Annotated in this window: 23 protein-coding genes; 8 read left to right on the forward strand and 15 right to left on the reverse strand. The window is 30.6% G+C overall.

Annotation, left to right across the window (positions count from 1 at the left end):
• The first annotated feature begins 14 nt into the window (after positions 1-14).
• Positions 15-2,435, forward strand: a complete 2,421-nt coding sequence (locus BLT88_RS06760) for a zinc-dependent metalloprotease (RefSeq protein ID WP_091953838.1) — start codon at positions 15-17, stop codon at positions 2,433-2,435.
• A gap of 47 nt (positions 2,436-2,482) precedes the next feature.
• Positions 2,483-3,508 carry a low specificity L-threonine aldolase gene (locus BLT88_RS06765; protein WP_091953840.1) on the forward strand — a complete coding sequence of 342 codons (1,026 nt, stop codon included), beginning with the start codon at positions 2,483-2,485 and terminating at the stop codon, positions 3,506-3,508.
• A gap of 136 nt (positions 3,509-3,644) precedes the next feature.
• Here the strand turns inward: BLT88_RS06765 and BLT88_RS06770 are convergent, their stop codons facing one another.
• Together BLT88_RS06770 and BLT88_RS06775 are read right to left on the reverse strand one after the other, a co-directional pair.
• Complete coding sequence (locus BLT88_RS06770; RefSeq protein WP_091953841.1) at positions 3,645-4,259, reverse strand: hypothetical protein; 615 nt, start codon at positions 4,257-4,259, stop codon at positions 3,645-3,647.
• A gap of 2 nt (positions 4,260-4,261) precedes the next feature.
• Positions 4,262-4,756 (reverse strand): RNA polymerase sigma factor, encoded by a 495-nt coding sequence (locus tag BLT88_RS06775; protein ID WP_091953843.1) that lies wholly within the window; start codon positions 4,754-4,756, stop codon positions 4,262-4,264.
• Positions 4,757-4,874: 118 nt separating this feature from the next.
• Between BLT88_RS06775 and BLT88_RS06780 the strand changes: the two genes are divergently transcribed.
• From BLT88_RS06780 to BLT88_RS06800, 5 genes are all read left to right on the forward strand, one after another.
• Entirely contained in the window at positions 4,875-5,768 is an 894-nt protein-coding gene (locus BLT88_RS06780; protein WP_091953845.1) for a MerR family transcriptional regulator, read from the forward strand.
• Positions 5,769-5,830: 62 nt separating this feature from the next.
• Positions 5,831-7,297: an NAD(P)/FAD-dependent oxidoreductase gene (locus BLT88_RS06785; protein ID WP_091953846.1), complete on the forward strand. Its 1,467-nt coding sequence runs from the start codon at positions 5,831-5,833 to the stop codon at positions 7,295-7,297.
• Between the two features lies 1 nt (position 7,298).
• The gene (locus BLT88_RS06790; protein ID WP_091953848.1) at positions 7,299-8,144 is read left to right on the forward strand and encodes a phytoene/squalene synthase family protein; all 846 of its coding nucleotides are present in this window, start codon (positions 7,299-7,301) and stop codon (positions 8,142-8,144) included.
• Positions 8,144-8,587 carry a sterol desaturase family protein gene (locus tag BLT88_RS06795; protein ID WP_172824270.1) on the forward strand — a complete coding sequence of 148 codons (444 nt, stop codon included), beginning with the start codon at positions 8,144-8,146 and terminating at the stop codon, positions 8,585-8,587. Before BLT88_RS06790 ends, BLT88_RS06795 begins: the two co-directional genes overlap by 1 nt.
• Positions 8,588-8,657: 70 nt before the next feature.
• Positions 8,658-9,797, forward strand: coding sequence for a lycopene cyclase family protein (locus tag BLT88_RS06800; RefSeq protein WP_091953851.1), 1,140 nt, complete (start codon positions 8,658-8,660; stop codon positions 9,795-9,797).
• Positions 9,798-9,824: 27 nt separating this feature from the next.
• Here BLT88_RS06800 and BLT88_RS06805 read toward each other — a convergent pair whose 3' ends face one another.
• Positions 9,825-11,030, reverse strand: a complete 1,206-nt coding sequence (locus BLT88_RS06805; protein WP_091953852.1) for an NADH:flavin oxidoreductase/NADH oxidase family protein — start codon at positions 11,028-11,030, stop codon at positions 9,825-9,827.
• A gap of 199 nt (positions 11,031-11,229) precedes the next feature.
• On the opposite strand from BLT88_RS06805, the gene BLT88_RS06810 reads away from it, so the two are divergent.
• On the forward strand, positions 11,230-11,832 hold the full coding sequence (locus BLT88_RS06810) for a sugar-binding protein (RefSeq protein WP_091953854.1): 603 nt from the start codon (positions 11,230-11,232) through the stop codon (positions 11,830-11,832).
• 226 nt (positions 11,833-12,058) lie between these two features.
• Here BLT88_RS06810 and BLT88_RS14265 read toward each other — a convergent pair whose 3' ends face one another.
• The 12 genes from BLT88_RS14265 to BLT88_RS06870 all read right to left on the reverse strand — a co-directional run bounded on the left by BLT88_RS14265 (position 12,059) and on the right by BLT88_RS06870 (position 23,481).
• A complete protein-coding gene (locus BLT88_RS14265; RefSeq protein ID WP_197675658.1) occupies positions 12,059-12,304 on the reverse strand; it encodes a hypothetical protein in 246 nt (81 codons plus the stop codon).
• A gap of 287 nt (positions 12,305-12,591) precedes the next feature.
• Positions 12,592-13,869: an argininosuccinate lyase gene (gene argH / locus BLT88_RS06820; protein ID WP_091953855.1), complete on the reverse strand. Its 1,278-nt coding sequence runs from the start codon at positions 13,867-13,869 to the stop codon at positions 12,592-12,594.
• Positions 13,870-13,885: 16 nt separating this feature from the next.
• Positions 13,886-14,953 (reverse strand): M20 family metallo-hydrolase, encoded by a 1,068-nt coding sequence (locus BLT88_RS06825; protein ID WP_091953857.1) that lies wholly within the window; start codon positions 14,951-14,953, stop codon positions 13,886-13,888.
• A 1-nt stretch (position 14,954) separates the two neighbouring features.
• Positions 14,955-15,731: an acetylglutamate kinase gene (gene argB / locus BLT88_RS06830; protein ID WP_091953858.1), complete on the reverse strand. Its 777-nt coding sequence runs from the start codon at positions 15,729-15,731 to the stop codon at positions 14,955-14,957.
• 24 nt (positions 15,732-15,755) lie between these two features.
• On the reverse strand, positions 15,756-16,694 hold the full coding sequence (locus tag BLT88_RS06835) for an acetylornithine carbamoyltransferase (protein ID WP_091953860.1): 939 nt from the start codon (positions 16,692-16,694) through the stop codon (positions 15,756-15,758).
• Between the two features lie 6 nt (positions 16,695-16,700).
• Positions 16,701-17,465: a glutamate 5-kinase gene (gene proB / locus BLT88_RS06840; protein WP_091953861.1), complete on the reverse strand. Its 765-nt coding sequence runs from the start codon at positions 17,463-17,465 to the stop codon at positions 16,701-16,703.
• A gap of 1 nt (position 17,466) precedes the next feature.
• Positions 17,467-18,660, reverse strand: coding sequence for a glutamate-5-semialdehyde dehydrogenase (locus BLT88_RS06845; RefSeq protein ID WP_091953863.1), 1,194 nt, complete (start codon positions 18,658-18,660; stop codon positions 17,467-17,469).
• 18 nt (positions 18,661-18,678) lie between these two features.
• Positions 18,679-19,809 (reverse strand): aspartate aminotransferase family protein, encoded by a 1,131-nt coding sequence (locus tag BLT88_RS06850; protein WP_091953864.1) that lies wholly within the window; start codon positions 19,807-19,809, stop codon positions 18,679-18,681.
• 1 nt (position 19,810) lies between these two features.
• Complete coding sequence (proC, locus tag BLT88_RS06855; RefSeq protein WP_091953866.1) at positions 19,811-20,605, reverse strand: pyrroline-5-carboxylate reductase; 795 nt, start codon at positions 20,603-20,605, stop codon at positions 19,811-19,813.
• 106 nt (positions 20,606-20,711) lie between these two features.
• Positions 20,712-21,689 carry an N-acetyl-gamma-glutamyl-phosphate reductase gene (gene argC, locus BLT88_RS06860; RefSeq protein WP_091953868.1) on the reverse strand — a complete coding sequence of 326 codons (978 nt, stop codon included), beginning with the start codon at positions 21,687-21,689 and terminating at the stop codon, positions 20,712-20,714.
• Between the two features lie 2 nt (positions 21,690-21,691).
• Positions 21,692-22,867 (reverse strand): argininosuccinate synthase, encoded by a 1,176-nt coding sequence (locus tag BLT88_RS06865; protein ID WP_091953869.1) that lies wholly within the window; start codon positions 22,865-22,867, stop codon positions 21,692-21,694.
• Complete coding sequence (locus BLT88_RS06870; RefSeq protein ID WP_091953871.1) at positions 22,864-23,481, reverse strand: GNAT family N-acetyltransferase; 618 nt, start codon at positions 23,479-23,481, stop codon at positions 22,864-22,866. The genes BLT88_RS06865 and BLT88_RS06870 overlap by 4 nt, the downstream gene beginning before the upstream one ends.
• Between the last annotated feature and the right edge of the window lie 6 nt (positions 23,482-23,487).

The raw sequence follows: 23,487 nt of genomic DNA on the forward strand, positions 1-23,487 counted from the left end.
AAAATATATCAAACATGAAAAAATTACTACTTATCCTTTTTTTTATAGCTGTCTCTTTTGATGGATTTTCTCAATTTTTTACAGAGAAAACAGCAAATAAATTGCAAAAAGGAATTACAAAATATGAAGGCTATTTTACATTTTATTATGATGAAAATTCTGATAAAATATTTCTTCAAATTGACCAATTAGATACTGACTTTCTTTATTTTCGTTCGCTTTCAGAAGGAATTGGTTCTAATGATATTGGTTTAGATAGAGGTCAGTTAGGAGCAGGTGTTGTAGTTCATTTTAAAAAAGCAGGTAATAAATTAATGCTGATTCAACCGAATCAAGATTATAGGGCAATTACAGATAATGTAGAAGAAAAAAAATCAGTACGAGAAGCGTTTGCAAAATCTGTTTTGCATGGTTTTGTGATCAAAAAAGAAAGAAAAGGCATCTATTTAGTGGATGCAACTGATTTTTTTATGAGAGATGCTCATGGAGTAAGTAGCACTTTAGCAAGAAATAAGGAAGGAACTTACAGTTTAGACGAAAGTAAATCTGCTTTTCATTTGGATAGAACAAAAGCATTTCCAAAAAACGTTGAGTTTGATTTGATGCTGACGTTTAAAGGTTCTCCGAAAGGATCAAATCTTAGAAGCGTGTCTCCCAATGGGTTTTTGGTTACCGTCCATCAGCATCATTCTTTTGTAGAATTACCAGATAATAATTACAAACCAAGAAAGTTTGATCCACGTTCAGGAGGTTACCCAATGTCATATTTAGATTACGCAACGCCGGTTAATCAATCAATAAAAAAGAGATTTATTTATAGACATCGATTAGAAAAGAAAAATCCAGAGGCAGAAATTTCTGAAGCTAAAGAACCAATTATTTATTATTTAGATAGAGGAACTCCAGAACCAGTGCGTTCTGCTTTATTAGAAGGTGGAAGTTGGTGGAATCAAGCTTTTGAGGCTATTGGTTACAAAGAAGCCTTTCAAATGAAAATGTTACCGGTAGGCGCAGATCCTTTAGATGTTCGTTATAATATGGTGCAGTGGGTGCACAGATCTACAAGAGGTTGGAGTTACGGCAGCAGTATTTCTGACCCAAGGACAGGAGAAATTATAAAAGGTCATGTTAGTTTAGGGAGTTTACGTATTCGTCAAGATTTTTTAATTGCTCAGGCTTTGCAAGCTCCTTACAAAAAGGATGCTGTAGACGATGATTTTGCTTTGCAAATGGCAATTGCAAGAATTAGACAATTATCTGCACACGAAATTGGACATACGTTAGGTTTTGCGCACAATTTTGCTGCAAGTACAAACGGAAGGGCTTCTGTGATGGATTATCCGCATCCAAAATTTAGTTTAAAAGAGAATAAAATTGATTTTTCTAATGCTTACGATACTAAAATTGGAGTATGGGATAAAGTTACTGTCGCTTATTTTTATCAAGAATTTGAGAAAGATGAAGAGAATGAGTTGCATAAAATTTTAGAAGATGCATTTGCAAGTGGATTAAAATATTTGTCCGATGCTGATGCAAGGTCTCAAGGAAGTGCAAGTAGTTCTGCGCATCTGTGGGATAATGGTTCAAATATTCATGATGAGTTGTATAATATTCTTAAAATTAGAAGAACTGCTATCGAAAATTTTTCAAAAGATAATATTAAAACTAAGCAGCCTTATTCTGCTTTAGAAGATGTGTTTGTTCCCTTGTATTTTTTTCATAGATTTCAAACGGAAGCTGCGGTCAAATTAATTGGCGGTTTGGAATATAGTTACGCCGTAAAAGGAGGTAATCAAACGATCGTAAAAAGAGTTTCAGGAACAACTGAAAGAATTGCTTTACAAGCAGTTTTAAAAACGATTGCTGTAGATGAAATTGCAATCCCGAAAGAAAAGTTAGCACTATTTCCGCCAAGGGCCATGGGGTTTGGAAGAACAAGAGAATCTTTTAAAAGTGATTTAGGAGTAGAGTTTGATGCATTTGGAGCTGTAGAAACAGCTAGTGAAATGACATTAAATTTATTATTAAACCCACAAAGGGCATCGAGGTTAATTGCGCATAAAAGTTTAAATAAAAGACAGCTAGGTTTAGTCGAGTTACTCGATGAGTTGATAACAAAAACTATAAAAAAAACACATAAAGATTCTTATTATCAAGAACTACAAAGTGTCATAAATACAGCGGTATTAGAACAACTATTTTATCTAGCAGCATATAAAAATCAGTACAAACAAGTAAATGCAATTGTGATGCATAAATTATCTGAAATCAAAACAATTTTACAAAATAAAAAACTAGAAGGAATTCAGAAAATATATAATTTAGCAATGATAAAAATGATTGAAGATTTTGTTAAAAATCCTACATCATTTAAAAAATCAAACGCCCCTAAAATTCCAGATGGATCGCCAATTGGAAATGATTATAAATATTAATTTATAAAATATAGTGTTTACCAAAATCGTGACATAAAAACCTAAATATGATAATAGACCTAATATCAGATACAGTAACTAGGCCTACAACTGGAATGTTGGAGGCGATAATGCATGCAAAAGTTGGTGACGATGTTTTTAAAATGGATCCAACAGTCAATGCTCTGCAAGAAAAAGCGGCTGCTATGTTTGGAATGGAGGATGCATTATTTTTTCCTTCAGGAACGATGGCAAACCAAACAGCGATAAAATTGCACACGCAACCTGGAGATAAATTAATTTGTGATAAATATGCACATGTTTATAATTATGAAGGTGGAGGAGCTGCATTTAATTCTGGGGTAACCTGCAAATTAATTGATGGAAATAGAGGTATGTTTACCGCCGAGCAATTGCAAGAAGCGGTTGCTGGTAGATCAGATATTCATGTTCCGTATTCTAGATTAGTTTGTATTGAGAATACAACAAATAAAGGTGGAGGAGCTTGTTGGGATTTTTCTGAACTAAAAAAGCTTCAAAAAATTTCTACAGACAATAATTTGGCTTTTCATTTAGATGGAGCACGTTTATTTAATGCTTTGGTAGCAAAAAACGAAACTCCGCAACAATATGGACATTTATTTGATACTATTTCTATATGTTTATCAAAAGGTTTGGCGGCTCCCGTTGGTTCAATTTTACTAGGCTCTAAAGAGCATATAGCAAAAGCTTTAAGAATTAGAAAACTTTTAGGTGGAGCTATGAGACAAGTTGGTCTTTTAGCAGCAGCAGGTATTTATGCATTGGATAATCACATAGAAAGATTAGCTGAAGATCATCAAAAAGCAAAAGAAATTGGAGAAGTTCTAGAGTCTGTTGCTTATGCAACAAAAGTAGAAACGATAGAGACCAATATCATTATTTTTTATGTTGACGAAAAAATAGGCGCAGATAATTTTATTCAGAAAATGAAAACTAAAAATATTCTTTTAACCCCAATGGGTGAAGGTAGAATTAGAATTGTTACCCATTTAGATTACACGAATGAAATGCATGAAATTTTAATAAAAGAGCTAAAAGAGTTTTTAAAATAAAACCGTAGAACTGGAAAAAAAACAAGAAATAAAATGATTTCTAAATCTTTTATTATTCCAAAAGATTCTGAATTTACTGAGAAACAATTTTAACACAAATACTTTAAAATAAAAGGAGTTTTTTTATGAAAATATCTTAATTGGAGTCATTTACTTTAGCTAATTCTTTATAATTTCTATTTAATTTTCTTAATAAAATGCCATATAATAATTGATAGAAAAGCCATAAAACCCCTAGAATTAATAATGTAGCAATTAGAGTAGCGATTATTATTAAAATAATTTGCTTGTTGTTTAAATCCTTAAAATTAGTATTTATGGATGCTATGGTAACAGCAATCATAACTAATGCCATATAACTTAAATTAAACAACACATAATTACGAACTGTTTTCCTAGTTTTTATTATTTTTTTCATCAATGTTTTTGTTGAATCTGTAGTAGAAATTCTTTTGTAATTTAAATAGAACATTACTAAAAAATAAAACAATATCACATAAGCTACAATTTGCGAATAGAAAATAAAGTTTTTTAAACCCATTTTTTCGTATTCAGTATAAACCTCCTCCATGTCGAATACAAAGTATAGTGAGTTTAAAATCACAAATTCTAAAACACCAATAATAAAAATCCACTTTACAATTGATGATGATTTGGAGTGCGCTAACTTATAAATTTCTAAGGCAGAAAACTGTTTAGTCTCGTCAGGTTGATTATCCCAGGTTTTTTTATATTTCTCTAATAAATCCATAATTATGGGTTTAATATATTTTTTAATTTCTCTTTTGCTCTGCTCATTTTTACTCTTGCATTCACAGAAGATATTCCTAATGTTTCAGAAATCTCACGGTAAGGTTTGTCTTCTAGATATAAAAATATTAAAGCTTTATCAATATCATTTAATTTATGAATTGCTGTATACAAAGCTTTTAATTGTAATTCTTCTGTATTATCATAATCTGTGGCTTTAATTTTGTAGGTAAAATCACTAATGTCTTGTGTTTTTATGGTTCTGGTTGATTTTCTATATAAGGAAATTGCAGTATTTAAAGCAACTCTATACATCCAAGTACTAAATTTAGAGTCTCCTCTAAACTTTGAGTAATTTTTCCATAGTTGTATCGTTATTTCTTGAAATAAATCATTGTGAGCATCTTGATTTGTTGTGTAAATTCTACAAATTTTATGTGCTATATTTTGATTGCTTTCAAAGTCTGATAAAAATTTAGTTTCTAAATCTTTTTGCACCCGATAATAAGTTAGTTTGGTTATAAGTAGTGTAAAAGTATAAAATGTTACAATTTTCTAAAAAAATATTTACAGTTAATTATTTTTGTTAAATTTGTTCACCGCAAAATGTATAAAATTGAACAATATTAAACAAGATTTTACAATTAAAGACCTTGAGAATATTTCAGGAATTAAAGCACATACCATTAGAATATGGGAAAAACGTTATAATTTATTAAAACCTAAAAGAACAGAAACAAATATTAGGTTGTACACTCCGGGGGACTTAACTAAACTTTTAAATATTGTTCTATTAAACAATAATAATTTTAAGATTTCTAAAATAGCAGAACTCTCCGATGAAGAGATCACCCTTCAATCAAGAGAATTAGCTTTTAATACTGCAATTAATGATGAGGCTATAAATACTTTTAAGTTAGCCATGTTTCAATTTGATAAAGTTCTTTTTAATAACGCTTATAATACTTTACTGCATAAAAAAACATTTAGAGAGGTATTTAAAGATGTTTTTATTCCTTTTTTAGAAAATATAGGGTTACTATGGCAGACCGAAACTTTACTGCCTGCCCACGAGCATTTCATTTCGAATCTAATTGCTCAAAAGATTCAATCTAACACCGAAAAATTACAATATAATATTAATGATACCAGTAAAACATATGTATTGTTTTTGCCTGAAAATGAAATTCACGAACTAGGACTTTTATACTTGAACTATGAATTAGTTCTTAGAGGATTTCACACCATATATTTAGGACAAAGTTTACCTTTAAATAATTTAAATTATTTTTTGGAAAGTGAAAGAGAAATATGTTTTATAACCTCTTTAACTATTCAGCCCTATGATGATAAAATTGTAGATTATTTTAATGAGATTAATGCAGTTATGGGTATTACTAAAAATGAGTTTATAGCAACAGGGAGGAAAGTGAATAAAGTAAAGCATCTCAAATTGAATCCAAATATTCAATTATATGATTCTATTCCAGATTTGTTAAAAGTACTATAAAATTGCATTCTTTTGCACTTAATTGTTCAATTAATAAATATATTTGTTAAACAAAATAAATAATGAATAAGAATATACATATTATAGGTTCAGGTTTTTCGGCTTTAGCATCTTCTTGTTATCTTGCAAAACAAGGATATAGTGTTACTGTTTTAGAAAAAAATGATACATTAGGTGGCAGAGCAAGACAGTTTAAAAAGGATGGTTTTACGTTCGATATCGGACCTTCTTGGTATTGGATGCCAGACGTTTTTGAGCGTTTTTTCGCTGATTTCGGTAAAAAACCTTCGGATTATTACACGTTGGATAAATTGAGTCCGGGTTATGAAGTTTACTTTGGTGAAAAATCTTCTTTAAAGATCTCTGAAAATCTAGAAGATATTTATAAAATGTTTGAAGAAGAAGAGAAAGGAAGTGCAAAACATTTAAAATCGTTTTTAGATTCTGCAAAATCTAATTATGATACCGCTATAAAAGATTTAGTCTATAAACCTGGGGTTTCGCCGTTAGAGTTGGTAAATACAACAACGATAGCAAGAGTTACACAGTTTTTTTCTACGATAAGAAAACATGTTAGAAAAAATATAAAGAATCCTAAATTAATAAAGATTTTAGAATTTCCTGTATTATTTTTAGGAGCAAAACCCAGTAATACACCTGCATTTTACAATTTTATGAATTATGCAGATTTTGGTCTAGGAACATGGCATCCAAGAGGAGGTATGTATACCGTTATAGAAGGTATGGTTTCTTTAGCCCAAAGTTTAGGCGTAAATTTTAAAACCAATTCTAACGTTGAAAAAATTATTACAGATACATCAAAAAATGTTGTTGGATTATTGGTGAATGGCGAGAAAATCGAGACAACTTTAGTTTTAAGTGGTGCAGATTATCATCATACAGAAACTTTATTAGATAAAAATCTAAGACAATATTCAGAAAATTATTGGGACAAAAAAACGTTTGCACCTTCATCACTTTTATTCTATGTTGGTTTTAATAAAAAGATAGAAAACGTAAGTCATCATACCTTGTTTTTTGATACCGATTTTGATGCTCATGCAAAAGAAATATATGATAATCCGCAATGGCCGTCAGATCCTCTTTTCTATGCAAATTTTACTTCAATAACAGATAAAACATCTGCACCTGAAGGCAAAGAAGCAGGATTTTTCTTAATTCCATTAGCACCAGGAATTGAAGATACCTCAGAGCTAAGAGAAGAATATTTTCATAAAATAATGGATAGATTTGAAAAATTAACAAATCAAAAAGTTAAAAAACATGTGTTGTTTAACAGATCTTTTTGTGTAAATGATTTTAAAGAAGAATACAATTCTTATAAAGGAAATGCTTACGGTATGGCAAATACACTTTTACAAACTGCTTTTTTAAGGCCAAAAATAAAGAGTAGTAAAGTAAATAATTTGTATTTTACGGGCCAATTAACAGTTCCTGGTCCAGGTGTTCCACCTGCATTGATTTCAGGAAAGATAGCATCAGAATTAATCTGTAAAAATCAATTATAAAATGAAAGACTTATTTGATCGAGTTTCTAATGATTGTAGTAAACTAGTTACAAAAAGTTATAGTACATCTTTTTCTTTAGCTGTAAATATGTTGTCTCCAATTATTAGATCAGATATTTATAATATTTATGGTTTTGTCCGTTTTGCTGATGAGATTGTAGATACTTTTCATGATTACGACAAAGAAAAATTAATGGAGCATTTTGAAAGAGATTATTACCTTTCAAAAGAGTTTGGTATTAGTTTAAACCCAATTTTAAATTCATTTCAGCAAACGGTGAATAAGTATAAGATTCCTGATGAAATGGTGCAGGCTTTTTTAAAAAGTATGAAAGCTGATTTATTTAAAACTGAATATCAAACAAAAGCGGAATATGACGAATATATTTATGGTTCTGCAGATGTTGTAGGATTAATGTGTTTAAAAGTATTCGTAAACGGAAATGACGAAATGTATGAAGCATTAAAAGATGCGGCAATGCGTTTAGGTTCTGCATTTCAAAAAGTGAATTTTTTACGTGATCTCAAAGATGATTATGAGGTTTTAAATCGTTCCTACTTTCCAAATATAAATTTGGGAGAACTAAATGCAGCTTCAAAACAAATTATTATTGATGAAATTGAAGATGATTTTGATTTTGCTTACAAAAATGGGATTCTAAAATTACCTGTTGAAGCAAAATTTGGAGTGTATATGGCGTATAGATATTACAGACGATTGTTAAAAAAATTAAAAGCAGTGCCCTCAGAAAAAATCATGGATACTCGTATTCGTATTTCAGATCCAATGAAAATAAACTTATTGGCAAGAAGTTATGTGAAATATAAATTAAATATCATAAAATAATGTTCGGACTAATTACTCTTGTTGTTTTTTTATTGATGGAAGGCATCACTTGGTGTACACATAAATTTGTAATGCATGGTTTTGGATGGTATTTGCATGAAGATCATCATAAACCAAAATATCAAGGTTTTGAGAAAAATGATGCTTTTTTTGTTGTTTTTGCCATCCCTAGTATTGCTTTATTCTATTATGGTACATATACAGAACATACCTATTTATTTTTTATAGGATTAGGTATTTTATGCTATGGATTGGCCTACTTTTTGGTACATGATGTATTAATTCATCAACGTTTTAAATGGTTTAAAAACACCAACAACTTTTATTTGAGAGGATTAAGAAAGGCGCACAAGATTCATCACAAAAATATGAGAAAAGAAGATAGCCAATGTTTTGGAATGTTATTTGTACCCTTTAAATATTTTCAAAAACCTAAAATTTAAACATTAAATTTAAAGGATACTTTACTATATCCTTAACTCTTTATTTAAATATTAAGCTCATTTAACCCAAATGAATTATTACGATTACATAATTGTTGGTGGAGGTGCTTCTGGCTTAATGATGGCGTACAGAATGTCTAAAGATGCTTTTTTTGATGATAAATCAATCCTAATTTTAGATAGAGAAAAGAAAAATGCAAACGATAGAACTTGGTGTTATTGGGAAACTGATAATGATGAGTGGAATGGAATTGTAAGTGCATCTTGGAAAAATATTATTTTTAAAAGTAAATTGTATGCTACGAAAGAAAATATTGCTCCTTATCAATATAAAATGATTCGTAGTAAAGATTTTTATTCAAAAATCTGGTCTCATTTAGAAACAAAATCAAATATTACTTTTCAAACAGCAAATGTTGTAAGCCTTCATCAGGGAGTTGAGGAAGCAGAAGTAATTACTGCTGGTACAATTTTTAAAACAAAGACAATTTTAAACAGTATTTTGTTTACTGATGCGTATAAGAAACAAACCAAATTTCCTGTTTTGCAGCAGCATTTTGTTGGTTTTTTTATACAAACGAAGAAAGATTTTTTTGATGATAGTGCTGCCACTTTTATGGATTTTACAGTGGCTCAAAAAGAAAATACCCGTTTTATGTATATTTTGCCTTATGCTAAAAATGAAGCTTTATTTGAATATACCTTGTTTTCAAAAGATATACTGCCTTATGAAGACTACAAATTAGAAATTGAAAAATATTTAGAGGAGAGAAATATTACAGATTATGAAATTGTAGAAAAGGAGCAAGGTTCCATACCTATGACATGTTATAAATTTTGGAAACACAATTCTAAAAACATCATCAATATTGGTACAGCAGGAGGTTGGTCTAAAGCAAGTACGGGTTTTACCTTTAAAAATACCACTAGAAAAACGGCAAAACTCATTACGCATATAAAACAGGATAAACCATTAACAGAATTTCATAAAATTGATAAATTTTGGTTTTACGACCTATTGTTGTTAGATATTCTCTCTAAAAAAAACCATTTAGGAGCTTCCATTTTTGCGAAAATGTTTCAAAAAAATCATCCAAAAAAAATATTAAAGTTTTTAGATGAAGAGACTTCTTTATTGGAAGATTTACAAATTGAATTAAAAATGCCTCCAATTAATTTTATCAAAGCACTTTTTCAGAGAGTTTTTTAGGCTTCTCTATAGATTGGATAAAAGGATTTAAAATACAGTTTTTTTTATAAAATGAAACAAAACAGACCAAACACTCAATTTAGGATTTGGCAAATTACCTTTACCCATCATTTTCATTTGATGAGAGAAATAAGAAATATCCAAGAAACCCATTTTATCAATAAATTTTAAACCTGTCTTCACAGGTGGAATATGTACTTCTGTTCTTGTTCCTTCAAAAAATTCTTTAGAAAGGTAAGGGAATACAGCAAAAGGACGCGCTAAACCAACAAAATCCAATTCGTTATTCTCTATAGCTTTAGCCATTACATCTAAGGTTCTAAAACCTCCAGTTAATAATAAAGGCGCTTTTGTTTTTGCTCTCGCTTTCTGAATAAAATCTGCAAAATAAGCTTCTCTCTTTTTTGTGCTTTCTTTTACTTTTTTACCTGCACCCATCATTGCAGCTTTTTCGTAAGTACCGCCAGAAACTTCAATCATGTCCATACCTTCAGCAGAAAGCATATCTATTACTTCTAGAGATTCTTCTTCTGTAAATGCGCCTCGTTGAAAATCTGCAGAGTTAATTTTAATTCCAATAGGAAAACCAGCGCCAACTTTCTTTCTCATATTTCTGTAAATCTCCAAAGCAAAACGAGCTCTATTTTCTAAAGAACCTCCCCATTGATCTGTTCGTAAATTGGTCAGTGCAGAAAGAAACTGACTTACTAAATATCCATGAGCTCCATGTATTTGTACACCTTTCCAACCTGCTTTTTTAGCAATTAAAGCACAATCTCCAAAACCATCTATTGTTTTCCAAATTTCCTCTTCTGTCATTGGGCGAGGTTTTGGAAATATTGATTTCATAGGCAGTTGAACATCAGAAGCACTTACTACATCTTTGTTAAATTTGGGTGATTGTCTTCCAGGGTGATTAATTTGCATCCAAAGATGGCTTCCATGCTTTTGTGAAACATCAGCCCATTCTTTTAGTTCAGCCATATATTTCTCATCTTCTACAACAACATTTCTTGGTTCATTTAAAGCTTTACTATCCATCATTACATTTCCAGAAATCAAAATTCCTGTACCACCTTCTCCCCAAGTTTTATACAATTTTATAATTCGCTCAGAAGGTTTTCCACCTTTATCAGCATTGTTTTCACTCATGGCAGATTTTACCATTCTATTCGGTAAAATAACTCCACAAGGTAAAGTAAAGGCTTGTTGTAAGATATTTGCTGATTTCATTATGAATATGGATTTTTTGTGAAAGTAAATTTTGAAAGTGCAAATTAACTTTTATTAATGGATATTTAAAGCTTAATTGTTACATATAGTAAATATATAAAATGGGTATTTTCCCTATAAATTTTAACTTGATTTTCTTATACAAAAACACTAAATTCGTTAAAGACTGATATGAGCGTACGTTATCTTTAATCTAAAAATGAAAAAATTCTTAATTAAGAAGTTGATCGATTTTACTAGTTGGGAGAAAGTTACAAAATTAGATGACTTTTCTTATCCATGGCAAAGCGAAAAATCCCCTGTTACTAGTTTTAGTGCATATTATGATGAAAATCATATCTATTTTCGTTTTGTTGCTTACGGTTCTAAACCTCTGGTTTATATAGAGGATAATAGCAAACTGGAAGTAATGCACTCTGAACGCGTAGAAATATTCTTTCGTAGTAATCAAAAAATGAGCCCTTATTACTGCTTAGAAATGGATCCGCATGGTCGTGTGCTTGATTACAGAGCTAATTTATATCGAAAATTTGACAGAGATTGGCAATGGCCTGAATCTTTATCGATTAAATCAAAAATTAATGAAGAAAACTATACAGTGGAAGGTAAAATAAGCTTGTCTATTCTTAATGAATTAGGTCTTATAAATAATAATAATATACAAATAGGATTATTTAGAGGTCATTGTACCAACTTGGTGGGCAAGGTCGCATTATTGAAATGGATTAGCTGGGTAGATTTTAAAACACAAGATGCAGATTTTCATGTACCGTCTGCATTTGGAATTCTTAAACTTTGTTAGTTTGGAAACTGAAGATAACTATGGCTATAAGTAATTGCTAATTATGGCCCACTACTGAAATTTCCTAAAGGTTTTCTGATAGGTGTGTTCTTGTAAATTTAATTACTAAAGTGCACAACTACTTATAGTCGAAACCGTCAATGAATCTTCAATTTTCATTAATTTTTTTCTTAAATGCACTATTCATATAGAAACCTATCTTTAGTATTTGTAGATAAATATTCTACTAATTCCCATTTAAAACCAGCACTATCATAATAATAAATTCTTTTTCTAAAAGTTCTTTTGAAGTGTCAATTCCTTTCTTATAACCAGCTTCTTTTAATTGTTTTTCAATGTTATCAATAGTATTCGCAATTAAACCAATATGGTTAAATCCATAATTTATATAGGTTTGATTTAGTTTTTTCGGTTCAGTTTCTAATGGAGATTCTTGTAAAGTAAAATAGAATTCTTTATTGCCATTGTGCATCTATCTTTTATCATTTATAGATTTTTGTTCATTTCTAATTTTAAAATCTGGAGGAACAATTTTACAGAAGTTTACAGCTGCATTAATGTATTGAACTGTAATATTTTAGTGTTCAATTTTTGTCATCATCATTTATCTTTTCAATTAATAGATACAATATGATTTGATGCAAACAGTGATTGTGATTTCTGCTATTTCTATTTGTCAATACTTTTTTTGTCATTCCTACTTTCGAAGGAATTGCGAACTGATAAAGATTAGTGAAAATTAGTGGAATTCGTGTTTTATTAGTTTTTAGGATATTTTGCTGCAATCTTATCTAAACTTAAATTATGAATACTACCAACATGTGAATGTTGTTTTCCTAAATCGGGTTTATACGTCCCTTCTTGAACCTGGCCTCCAATTTTTTGATATGCTTCTCGAAAAGACATGCCTCCAACCACTAAATTATTGATGCTATCGACTGTAAATAAGTATTGATATTTTTCATCATTCAAATCGATATCTTTTACAATGACTTGTTGAATAGCATAATTTAAAATGTCTAAAATATCTTTTACATCTTCAAAAGCACTGATAATATTTTCTTTTAATAATTGAAAATCTCTATGGTAACCTGATGGCAAATTATTGGTGATCATGACCATTTCTGTATGTAAAGCCTGAATTTTATTGCATTTTCCGCGAATCAATTCAAAAACATCAGGATTTTTCTTGTGTGGCATAATGCTACTTCCAGTAGTTAACGCATCAGGAAAAGAAATAAAATTAAAATTTTGACTCATATATAAACAAACGTCCATTGCAAATCGAGACATTGTATTACACAATCCGCCTAAAGCTGAAGCAATAGAACGCTCACTTTTTCCTCTACTTAATTGAGCTGCAACAACATTATATTTTAAAGTAGCAAAATCTAATTCTTTCGTCGTTAATTCTCTGTCGATAGGGAAGGAACTTCCATAACCGGCAGCAGAGCCTAAGGGATTTTGATCTACAATTTTAGAGACTGCATTTAGCATATATACGTCATCAATTAGTAATTCTGCATACGCAGAAAACCACAATCCAAAGGAGGATGGCATTGCTACTTGCAAATGGGTATAACCAGGTAATAAACTTTCTTTGTGTATTTCTGCTAAACCTATAAGTGTATTAAAAAGTGTTTTTGTTTTATCATTTATAATCGCTAAATTTTCTTTATAGTACAGTTGCAACGACACTAAAACTTGATCGTTTCTTGAACGAGCAGTGTGAATTTTCTTACCAACCTCACCTAATTTATCGGTCAGTTCCCATTCAATTTTAGAATGTACATCTTCAAAAGAAGGTTCAATTACAAATGTTCCGTTTTCTATATCTGAAGCTAATTTTTGCAAACCTCTTTTAAGATCTGATAACTCATTTGCAGTAATTATTCCAATAGATTCTAACATTATTGCATGTGCTAAAGAAGCTTGTACGTCATATTTTGCAATATGAATGTCAATTTCTCTATCATTGCCAACTGTAAAATTTTCTATTTGTTTGTCTATTGAAAATCCTTTATCCCAAAGTTTCATATTTCTTTTTTTGTAATTAAACGATTACTTTATTTAATAATTCTACGTAAATCTGTATTCCTTCTTGAATTTCAGCTAAGTAGATAAATTCATTGGCAGAATGAGAACGAGTGCTATCTCCAGGTCCTAATTTTAAAGATTGGCAACTTAAAGCAGATTGATCTGATAAAGTTGGTGATCCATAAGTTTCTCTACCCATTGCAATTCCTGCTTTCACCAAATTATGATTTAAAGAAATAGAGGAGGAGTTTAATCGTAAACTTCTTGGAGCTATTTTACTGCAAGGAGATTGTTCTTGTAAAATATTATCAATTTCTTGATTAGAATAGGCATCATTTACGCGAACATCAATCACTAAATCTACGTGACCAGGAACTACATTATGTTGTGAACCAGCATTTATTTGAGTTACTGTCATTTTTACATCACCTAAAGCATCTGAAGATTTATCAAACTTAAAATCTTTAAACCATTGCAAAACTTCAATGGTATTATAAATTGAATTATTATCATTTGGATGAGCTGCATGACTTGGAGTACCGTCTATAACTGCATCAAAAACAACTAAACCTTTTTCTGCAACTGCAAGATTCATTAAAGTTGGCTCACCAATAATAGCCACATCTATATGTGGAATGATTGGTAACATAGAGTTTAAACCATTTTGTCCACTGTTTTCTTCTTCAGCTGATGCTACAATTACCAAATTGTATTTTAGATTTTCAACATCATAAAATTTTGTAAAAGTTGCCATTAAAGAAACCAAACAACCACCTGCATCATTACTTCCTAAACCAAATAATTTTCCATCTTTTACAAAGGCCTCAAAAGGATCGTTTGTGTATTTTGAATTTGGACGAACAGTATCATGATGAGAGTTTAATAATAATGTTGGTTTACTTTCATCAAAATATTTATTTGTCGCCCAAATATTATTTTTTGTTCTTTTAAATGATATTTGATATTCACTGAACCATCCTTCAATTAATAGAGCAGTATTTTCTTCTTCTTCAGAAAAAGATTGGGTTTCAATCAATTTTTTTAAAAGTGAAATTGCATTTTCTGTTAATTTTTCAATACCCATCTTATAATGTAATTGTAGTAAAAATGTTATTTTCTTTAGTTAACATGCTTGTGTTTCCAATGTGTACTTTTTGAACACCATTATTTAGTGCATCAAAACAATTATCCAATTTAGGAATCATGCCATCAGAAATAATCCCTTCTTTTAATAATTTTTGATAGTTTTCTGAATTGATCTTTTTAATTATTGATTCTTTATCATTAAAATCTTCTAAAACACCATTAAATTCAAAACAATAGTATATTGATGTATCATAAATCTCACTCATTCCAACTGCAATTTTACTAGCAATAGTATCTGCATTTGTGTTTAATAATTGTCCATTACCATCGTGCGTTATGGCACAAAAAACAGGTGTAAAATCAGCTTTCAATAATTTATTAATTGATTTGGATGCTACTTTTTTCACATCACCAACAAAGCCAAAGTCAATATCTTTAACAGGTCTTTTATCAGATTGAATGCTGTTGATGTCTGCACCCGTTAAACCAATGGCATCAGTACCTAAAGCTTGTAATTTAGCCACAACATTTTTGTTTACTAAACCACCATAAACCATAGTAATAACTTCCAAAGTTTCAGGATCAGTTACGCGTCTTCCCTTTACCATTTTAGATTCAATACCTAATTTTGATGCAATATGAGTAGCTCTTTTTCCTCCTCCATGAACCAAAATCTTATTTCCTTCTAAATTTGAAAATAATTTTAAAAATTTGTTTAGAGAAATTTCATCTTCTATGATGTTACCGCCTATTTTTATAATTGAAAGTTTTTCCATTTTAATTAATAACTAAAAGTTATTTTACAAGTCTTCTAATATTTTTTTCAATACTAATTGCGCTGCATATGTTCTATTATTGGCTTGTTCAATAACTAAAGAGTTATTCGAATCTAAAACAGCATCTGCTACCACAACATTTCTTCTTACAGGCAAACAATGCATAAATTTTGCATTTTTTAGTTTTTCTTCTGTGATCATCCATTGTTCATTACCACCTAAATTTTGGCCATAATTATCGTAAGAACTCCAGTTTTTAGTGTAGACAAAATCTGCATCTTTAAATGCTGCTGCTTGATTATTATAAATAGGGGTGTCTTTTGTGATTTCTGGACTTAAATTATATCCTTCTGGGTTTGTAATTACAAAATCAACATCCATTTTTTGCATAGCTTGTACAAAACTATTTCCAACTGCATGAGGTAAAGATTTTAAATGGGGCGCCCAACTTAAAACTACTTTTGGTTTCTTTTTTGTGGAGTTTTCAGAAATGGTTATTGCATCTGTTAAACCTTGTAAAGGATGACCAGTGGCGCTTTCCATACTTACAATGGGTGTTGAAGCAAATTTAACAAAGGACTCTAGAACGTGTTCAGATTCGTCTTTTTCTTTGTCTGTTAATGTTGGAAATGCTCTTACAGCAATTATATCACAATATTGAGAAACAACAGCAGCAGCTTCTTTAATATGTTCTGCGGTGTTTCCATTCATAATCGTTCCATCTCCAAATTCAATTCCCCAAGCATCGTCAGAAACATTCATAACAATAGGGTTCATGCCTAAATTTAAAGCTGCTTTTTGAGTGCTTAAACGTGTACGTAAACTTGAATTAAAAAACAGTAACCCTAATGTTTTGTTTTTTCCTAATTCAATATTTGCAAGTGGATTTGCTTTAATTTCTTTCGCCTCTTTGATCCAAGTAGCAATATTATCAATGTCGTTTATGGAGGTGTAATTCTTCATAGTCTGTTATTTAATTTTCGTAAAAGGAACTTTATTGTCAAACGCATTGCAGATAAAATTATCTACTAAGCCATTGACAATCCATGTTTCTATATTAGCTTTTTTGGCAACTTCAGCAGCTTCAATTTTAGATTGCATTCCTCCACTTCCATGACTAGATTTGGAGTTCACAATTTCATTCTTTAAATCATCAAAATTGATAACTTCTTCAATGGTTTTTGGAACTTTATTTTGGATGGATTCTTTAGTGTAAATACCATTAGTATTAGTTGCTATTATCAATAAATCAACTTCTAATAATGATGCTGTTAGCGCTGCTAATTTATCATTATCACCAAATTTTATTTCATCTGTGGCAACTGTATCATTCTCATTTATGATTGGAATATAATTGTTATTTACCAACACTTTTATAGTATTGGTAATATTGGTTTTACTTTCGTCTTTTTCAAAATCAGAATAGGAGAGAAGGCATTGAGAACTTAATAAACCATATTCTCTAAAAATCTCTTGATAAATTCTAATTAAATGAGGCTGACCAATTGAAGCTAATGCTTGTTTTACAAATACATCTTTTTGCTTACTTTCTAGTTTTACAAATTGTTTTGCAACGGCAATTGCGCCAGAACTAACAATTATAAATTCATAAGTTTCCTTGAGTTTTGCAATTTGACTTGCAATATCTTCAATTTTTCCTCTTGAAATATTATCTGTTTCTTTGGTAAGTGTATTCGAACCAATTTTTAGTAAAATGCGTTTCTTTTTTTGCATATTATCTTATTTGTCCGTTTCCGTGAACATACCATTTGTTTGTTACCAAATGTTGTAACCCTATAGGTCCACGTTGATGTAATTTATCTGTACTTATAGCTAATTCTCCACCCAATCCTAATTGACCTCCATCTGTAAAACGTGTAGATGCATTATGATATACGGCAGCTGTATCAACATTTGCCATAAATAATTTAGCTTCCGCTGTATTCTTGGTAATAATTGCTGAGGAGTGGCCGCCAGAATAGTTATTAATCATTGCAATCGCGTCTTTATTCGATGGAATTTCTCCAATTACAATTTTGTAATCTAAAAATTCTTTGTACCAAACATCATTTGATGAAATTTCTTCAACTTTATCAAATTTTGAAATTATTGTATCCCCTAAAACATCAATTTTAAACTCTTTTAACTTTGATAATAAACGATTAATAAAAGCTGTTTTATTTGGAAGGTTTTTGTCAATTAAAACTTTATCGACCGCATTACAAGCAGAAATTTTGGATTTTCCATTTAAAATAATCTCAATTGCAATAGCTGTATCTGCTTCTTTATGAACAAAAACAAAGTTATTACCACGTCCGCTAATAATTATAGGACACGTAGCGTGTTTTTTTACAAACGCAATCAAACGTTCACCGCCTCTTGGAATAATTAAATCGACTTTTTGGGATGGTCTTTCTAAAAAAGCTTGCGTTTCAGTTCTATCAAATTGTAGGTAGGCAATCCAATCATTAGAAGCATAGTGCTGGTTTAAAGCTTGATGCCATAAGTCCACAATTTTTAAGTTCGATTGTAAAGATTCTTTACCTCCTTTTAAAAGTATTTTATTTCCAGATTTAAATGCAATTCCAGCAGCTTCAACCGTTACATCTGGTCTAGATTCATAAATGATTAATATTGTGCCAAAAGAAGCGGTTTTATTATAAACCTGCATTCCGTTATCATGTCTAAAGCTAAATCGTTCTAAACCAACAGGATCTTCTTGAGTTGCCAAGTGTAAACAAGCTGCAATCATTTCATGAACTTTTGCTTCATCAACTTTTAATCGATCGAACATAGAAATATCATCACCCTTGTAAGCTTCTAAATCTTTTTTGTTTATGCTAATAATAGCTTCTTTTTCTCGATCAAGAAGTGAGGCCATTGTGCGTAAAACATTATTTCTAGTTTTTATGGATAATAACGTATTCATTTATTTTCTTATTTTTTTCTAGGAATCTAAAGCATTAACCAAAGCTTTAAAAAACTGATTTATATGCTCTTTTTTCACGTTTAATGAGGGTAAAATTCTTAATAGTTTTTTATTAGCCGCTCCACCTGTAAAAATATGATACTCGTAGATTAATTTTTTTCTTAAATCGCTTACTTCATAATCGAATTCTAGACCTAGCATTAAGCCTCTTCCTTTAATGTTTTTTATCTGGGGAATTGTTCTAGCAATTTTAATAAAGTATTGAGATATTTCATTGACATTGTGCATTAAATTATCTTCTTCAATTACGTTTAAAACCGATAAACCTGCAACACAAGCTAAATGATTTCCGCCAAAAGTAGTGCCTAACATTCCGAACTTTGCTTCAATGGAGGGGTGAATAAAAATTCCTCCAATAGGAAAACCATTTCCCATTCCTTTTGCGATAGAAATAATATCTGGAGTAACCTTATAATGTTGAAATGCAAAAAACTTTCCTGATCGGCCATATCCAGACTGCACTTCATCGGCAATAAAAAAGGTATTGTTCGCTTTACAAAGTACATCGACTTTTTCAAAAAATTTAGCAGTGGCCTGATCTAATCCTCCAACACCCTGAATAAATTCTATAATTATAGCACAAACATCTCCCTTTTCGAGTTCTCTTTGAACTCTTTCAATATCATTTAGCTCTAATATTGTAACCTTTTGTTGTGCGTTTATTGGCGCAATAATACTGGTATTATCCGTGGCAGCAACAGCCGCAGACGTACGACCATGAAAACCATTTTTAAAAGCGATTACTCTGGATTTACCTGTTTTAAAAGAAGCTAGTTTTAAGGCATTTTCATTCGCTTCTGCGCCCGAATTACATAAAAACAATTGGTACTCTTTACAGCCAGAAAGAGTTTCTAATTTGTCAGTTAATTCTTTTTGTAATGGATTTTGAATTGCATTTGAATAAAAACCTAATTTAGCAACTTGATTTGTAATTGCTTCTACATATTTTGGATGTCCATGCCCAATAGAAATTACTGCATGACCTCCATACAAATCTAAATATGCAGTATTATTTTCATCATATACATACATGCCTTTTGCTGAAACTGGAGTAACATCATATAAAGGATAAACATTAAATAAAGGCATTTTAATTTGTTTTAATTTGGTTTATTTTTTCAAAAGAAGCGTTAATTCCTTTTATCAAAGAAGAGCTTAATCCTTGATGTTCCATTTCATTTAATCCCTCAATGGTGCATCCTCCAGGAGTGGTTACCCTATCTATTTCTTCCTCGGGATGATTGCCAGATTCTTTTAATAGGGTTGCAGCTCCAAAGCAAGTTTGCATTGCTAATTCGTGTGCTTCGTGCGCTTCGAAACCTAATTGAATAGCCCCTTGGGTTGTCGCTCGAATTAAACGCATCCAAAAAGCAATTCCGCTTGCACAAATAACTGTTGCTGCTTGCAGTTGATCTTCAGGAATTACCATAGAACGTCCTAAGCTATTAAAAATAGTCTTTGCTAATTCAACTTTTTCCTTTCCTTTTGCATTTGTAGAGAGGCATGTCATAGATTGTCCTACAGATGCGGCTGTATTTGGCATTGCACGAATTATATAATGCTTTCCACCAATTACATTTTCAATTTTTCCTAACGAAAAACCGGTAATCGCAGAAATTAGTATTTGCTCTTTACTGAGTTTGTATTTTAAATTTTCTAAAATATCTCTTAGATGTCTTGGTTGTACTGCAAATATTATAATATCAGAATTTTTAACTGCTTCTTCATTATTAGTAGTTAAGGTTACTGCCTTGTATCTATTAAATTCCTTTATAGAATCTGTGTTTCTTTTTGTAAGATATAAAGAACTTACAACTTTATTTTTCAACAATCCTTTTGCAATCGATTGCCCTAAACTTCCTGCTCCAATTATTGCTACTTTCATACTTTATTATTTTTTGGGCGTTACCTGCAGGTCACGCTTTACACTATATCTTTTTTTCGTTCCTCAAAAAGGATGTCATTTCACTCGTTAACGCAGCTAATTGCTACTAAAAATAATTTGCTTTTAAATTTAAACCTAAAGTTTCTTCAAATCCGTACATTAAATTCATATTCTGAATTGCTTGACCAGAGGCTCCTTTTAATAAATTGTCTATTACGCTTGTTATTAGTAATTTATTGTCATGTTTTGCTATATGGATTAAACATTTATTTGTGTTTACAACTTGTTTTAAATGTATATCGGTATCAGAAATAAATATAAATGCTGCATCTTTATAAAATACTTGATACATTTCTTTTGCTTCTGCTATACTGCCTTTAAATTTTGTGTAAGTGGTAGCAAAAATTCCTCTTGAAAAGTTTCCTCTATTTGGCATAAAGTTTATTTCAGAATCAAAATTAGGCTGTAACTGATTTACAGTTTGATGTATTTCTCCTAAATGTTGATGATTAAAAGCTTTATAATGCGAAAAATTATTATCTCTCCAAGTAAAATGTGTGGTTGTAGACAAAGAAGTTCCTGCTCCAGTTGCACCAGTAACGGCATTAATATGAATATCGTTCTGCAGTAATCCTTTTGCAGCCAGTGGTAGAATAGCCAATTGTAAAGCAGTTGCAAAACAACCAGGATTTGCAATACATTTTGCTTCTTTTATAGCATCTCTTTGTAATTCTGGTAAACCATAGACAAATTCTTTTTCTTCGAAATTTTTATCCTTGAATAGTCTAAAATCATTACTTAAATCAATAATTTTCATGTGATCAGAAAAACTATTGTTTTCTAAAAAAGTAGTTGAATTGCCATGACCCAAGCACAAAAATAATACATCAATTTCTGTATTAATTTTATTAGTAAAACTTATTTCAGTCGAACCAATTAAATCTTGATGCACTTGATACAATTTGTTGCCAGCATTAGAAGTGCTGTAAACAAAATTGATATTTGTTTTAGGGTGATTCAGCAACAATCTTATTAATTCCCCCGCGGTATAACCTGCACCACCTATAATTCCTACTTCTAACATCCTTAAGAATTTACTTGTTGATATATTTTATTCTGATTCCCTAAAATTTTAATAAAACCTTTTGCATCGTCTGCTGACCATGCTTTATTTTCTTCACCATACGTACTAAATTTACTAGACATTAAATCGTGATCAGAAATAATTCCATCTAAAGAAAAATGATACGGTTTTAAAGAAACCACAACATTACCAGAAACCATTTTTTGAGAACTTTGTAAAAAAGCTTCCGTATCTCGCATTACAGGATCTAAATATTGCCCTTCATGCAAATGCATTCCATAGAAACTAGCTAAATATTCTTTATGTTGTAATTGCCATTTTGTCAAGGTATGTTTCTCTAATAAGTGATGTGCCTTTATTGTTATTAAAGCAGCTGCTGCTTCGAATCCAACTCTTCCTTTCGTACCAACTATGGTATCACCAACATGAATATCTCTTCCAATGGCGTATGCAGCAGCAATGTCATTTAATTTTTCAATATTTATTTCTGGCAAATTTTCTTTTCCATTTAAACCAATAAATTCGCCCTTTTTAAAAGTTAGTGTAACTTTTTGTTCTACTTCTTTTTCTAATTGAGAAGGATACGCTTCACTAGGTAATGGTTTTTCAGAATTTAAAGTTTCTACACCTCCAACACTTGTTCCCCAAAGGCCCTTATTAACGGAGTATTTTGATTTTTCCCAAGACATATCAATTCCCTCGGATTTTAAATAATCTATTTCTTCCTGTCTTGTTAATTTTTTATCTCTAATTGGAGTTATAATATTGATTCCTGGAGCCAACGTTTGAAAAATCATATCAAAACGTACTTGATCATTTCCTGCACCTGTGCTTCCGTGTGCAATATATTCAGCTCCAATACTTTTTGCGTACTCAACAATTTCTATCGCTTGTATAATTCTTTCTGCACTTACAGAGAGTGGATAGGTACTGTTTTTTAAGACATTTCCAAAAATTAAATACTTTACTACTTTATTGTAAAAAGTAGCAACTGCATCAATATTTTTATATGTAGCAACGCCCATTTTATAGGCGTTATTTTCTATATGTTTGATTTCTTCTTTTGTAAATCCACCAGTATTAACACTTACCGCATGAACATCATATTTTTTTGATAAACTTACAGCACAATAAGAGGTGTCTAAACCGCCACTATATGCAATTACTAATTTTTTCATTTTTTATCTTTTTTTAGAAACAAGTTCTGTTTAATATTTTTTAATTTTTTGAAAACGCTTTCTTTCACTTCTTCAGAGGCTTCTTTATTATTGTTTTTTGGATCGAATAACATACCAGTACACAAGCACATTTTTCTATCTGTTCTTGTCAAAACATCAAAGTTTCTGCAAGTTTGACAACCATCCCAAAAGCTTTGGTCGTCGGTTAGCTCCGAGAAAGTAACAGGTTTATAACCTAAATCGCTATTTAGTTTCATAACAGGTAACCCAGTTGTAATACTAAATACTTTTGCCTCTGGAAATTTAGTTCTTGAGTGCTTGAAAATAACTTGTTTAATTTGTTTAGCTAACCCTATATTTCTATAATTTGGATGTACAATTAACCCTGAATTAGCAACAAATTTCCCATGTCCCCATTTTTCTATATAGCAGAATCCAGCAAATTTTCCATCATCTAAAGCAATTACGGCATTACCATTCTCCATCTTAGTGGCAATGTATGCTGGTTTTCTTTTTGCAATACCCGTTCCCCTAACTTTTGCAGCTTCAGCAATAGTATTACAGATAATGTCAGCGTAAACGATATGAGATTTATTAGCAATTACAATTTCCATTGCATT

Origin of the sequence: Polaribacter sp. Hel1_33_78 (genome assembly GCF_900106075.1) — a bacterium.
Classification (GTDB): Bacteria; Bacteroidota; Bacteroidia; order Flavobacteriales; family Flavobacteriaceae; genus Polaribacter.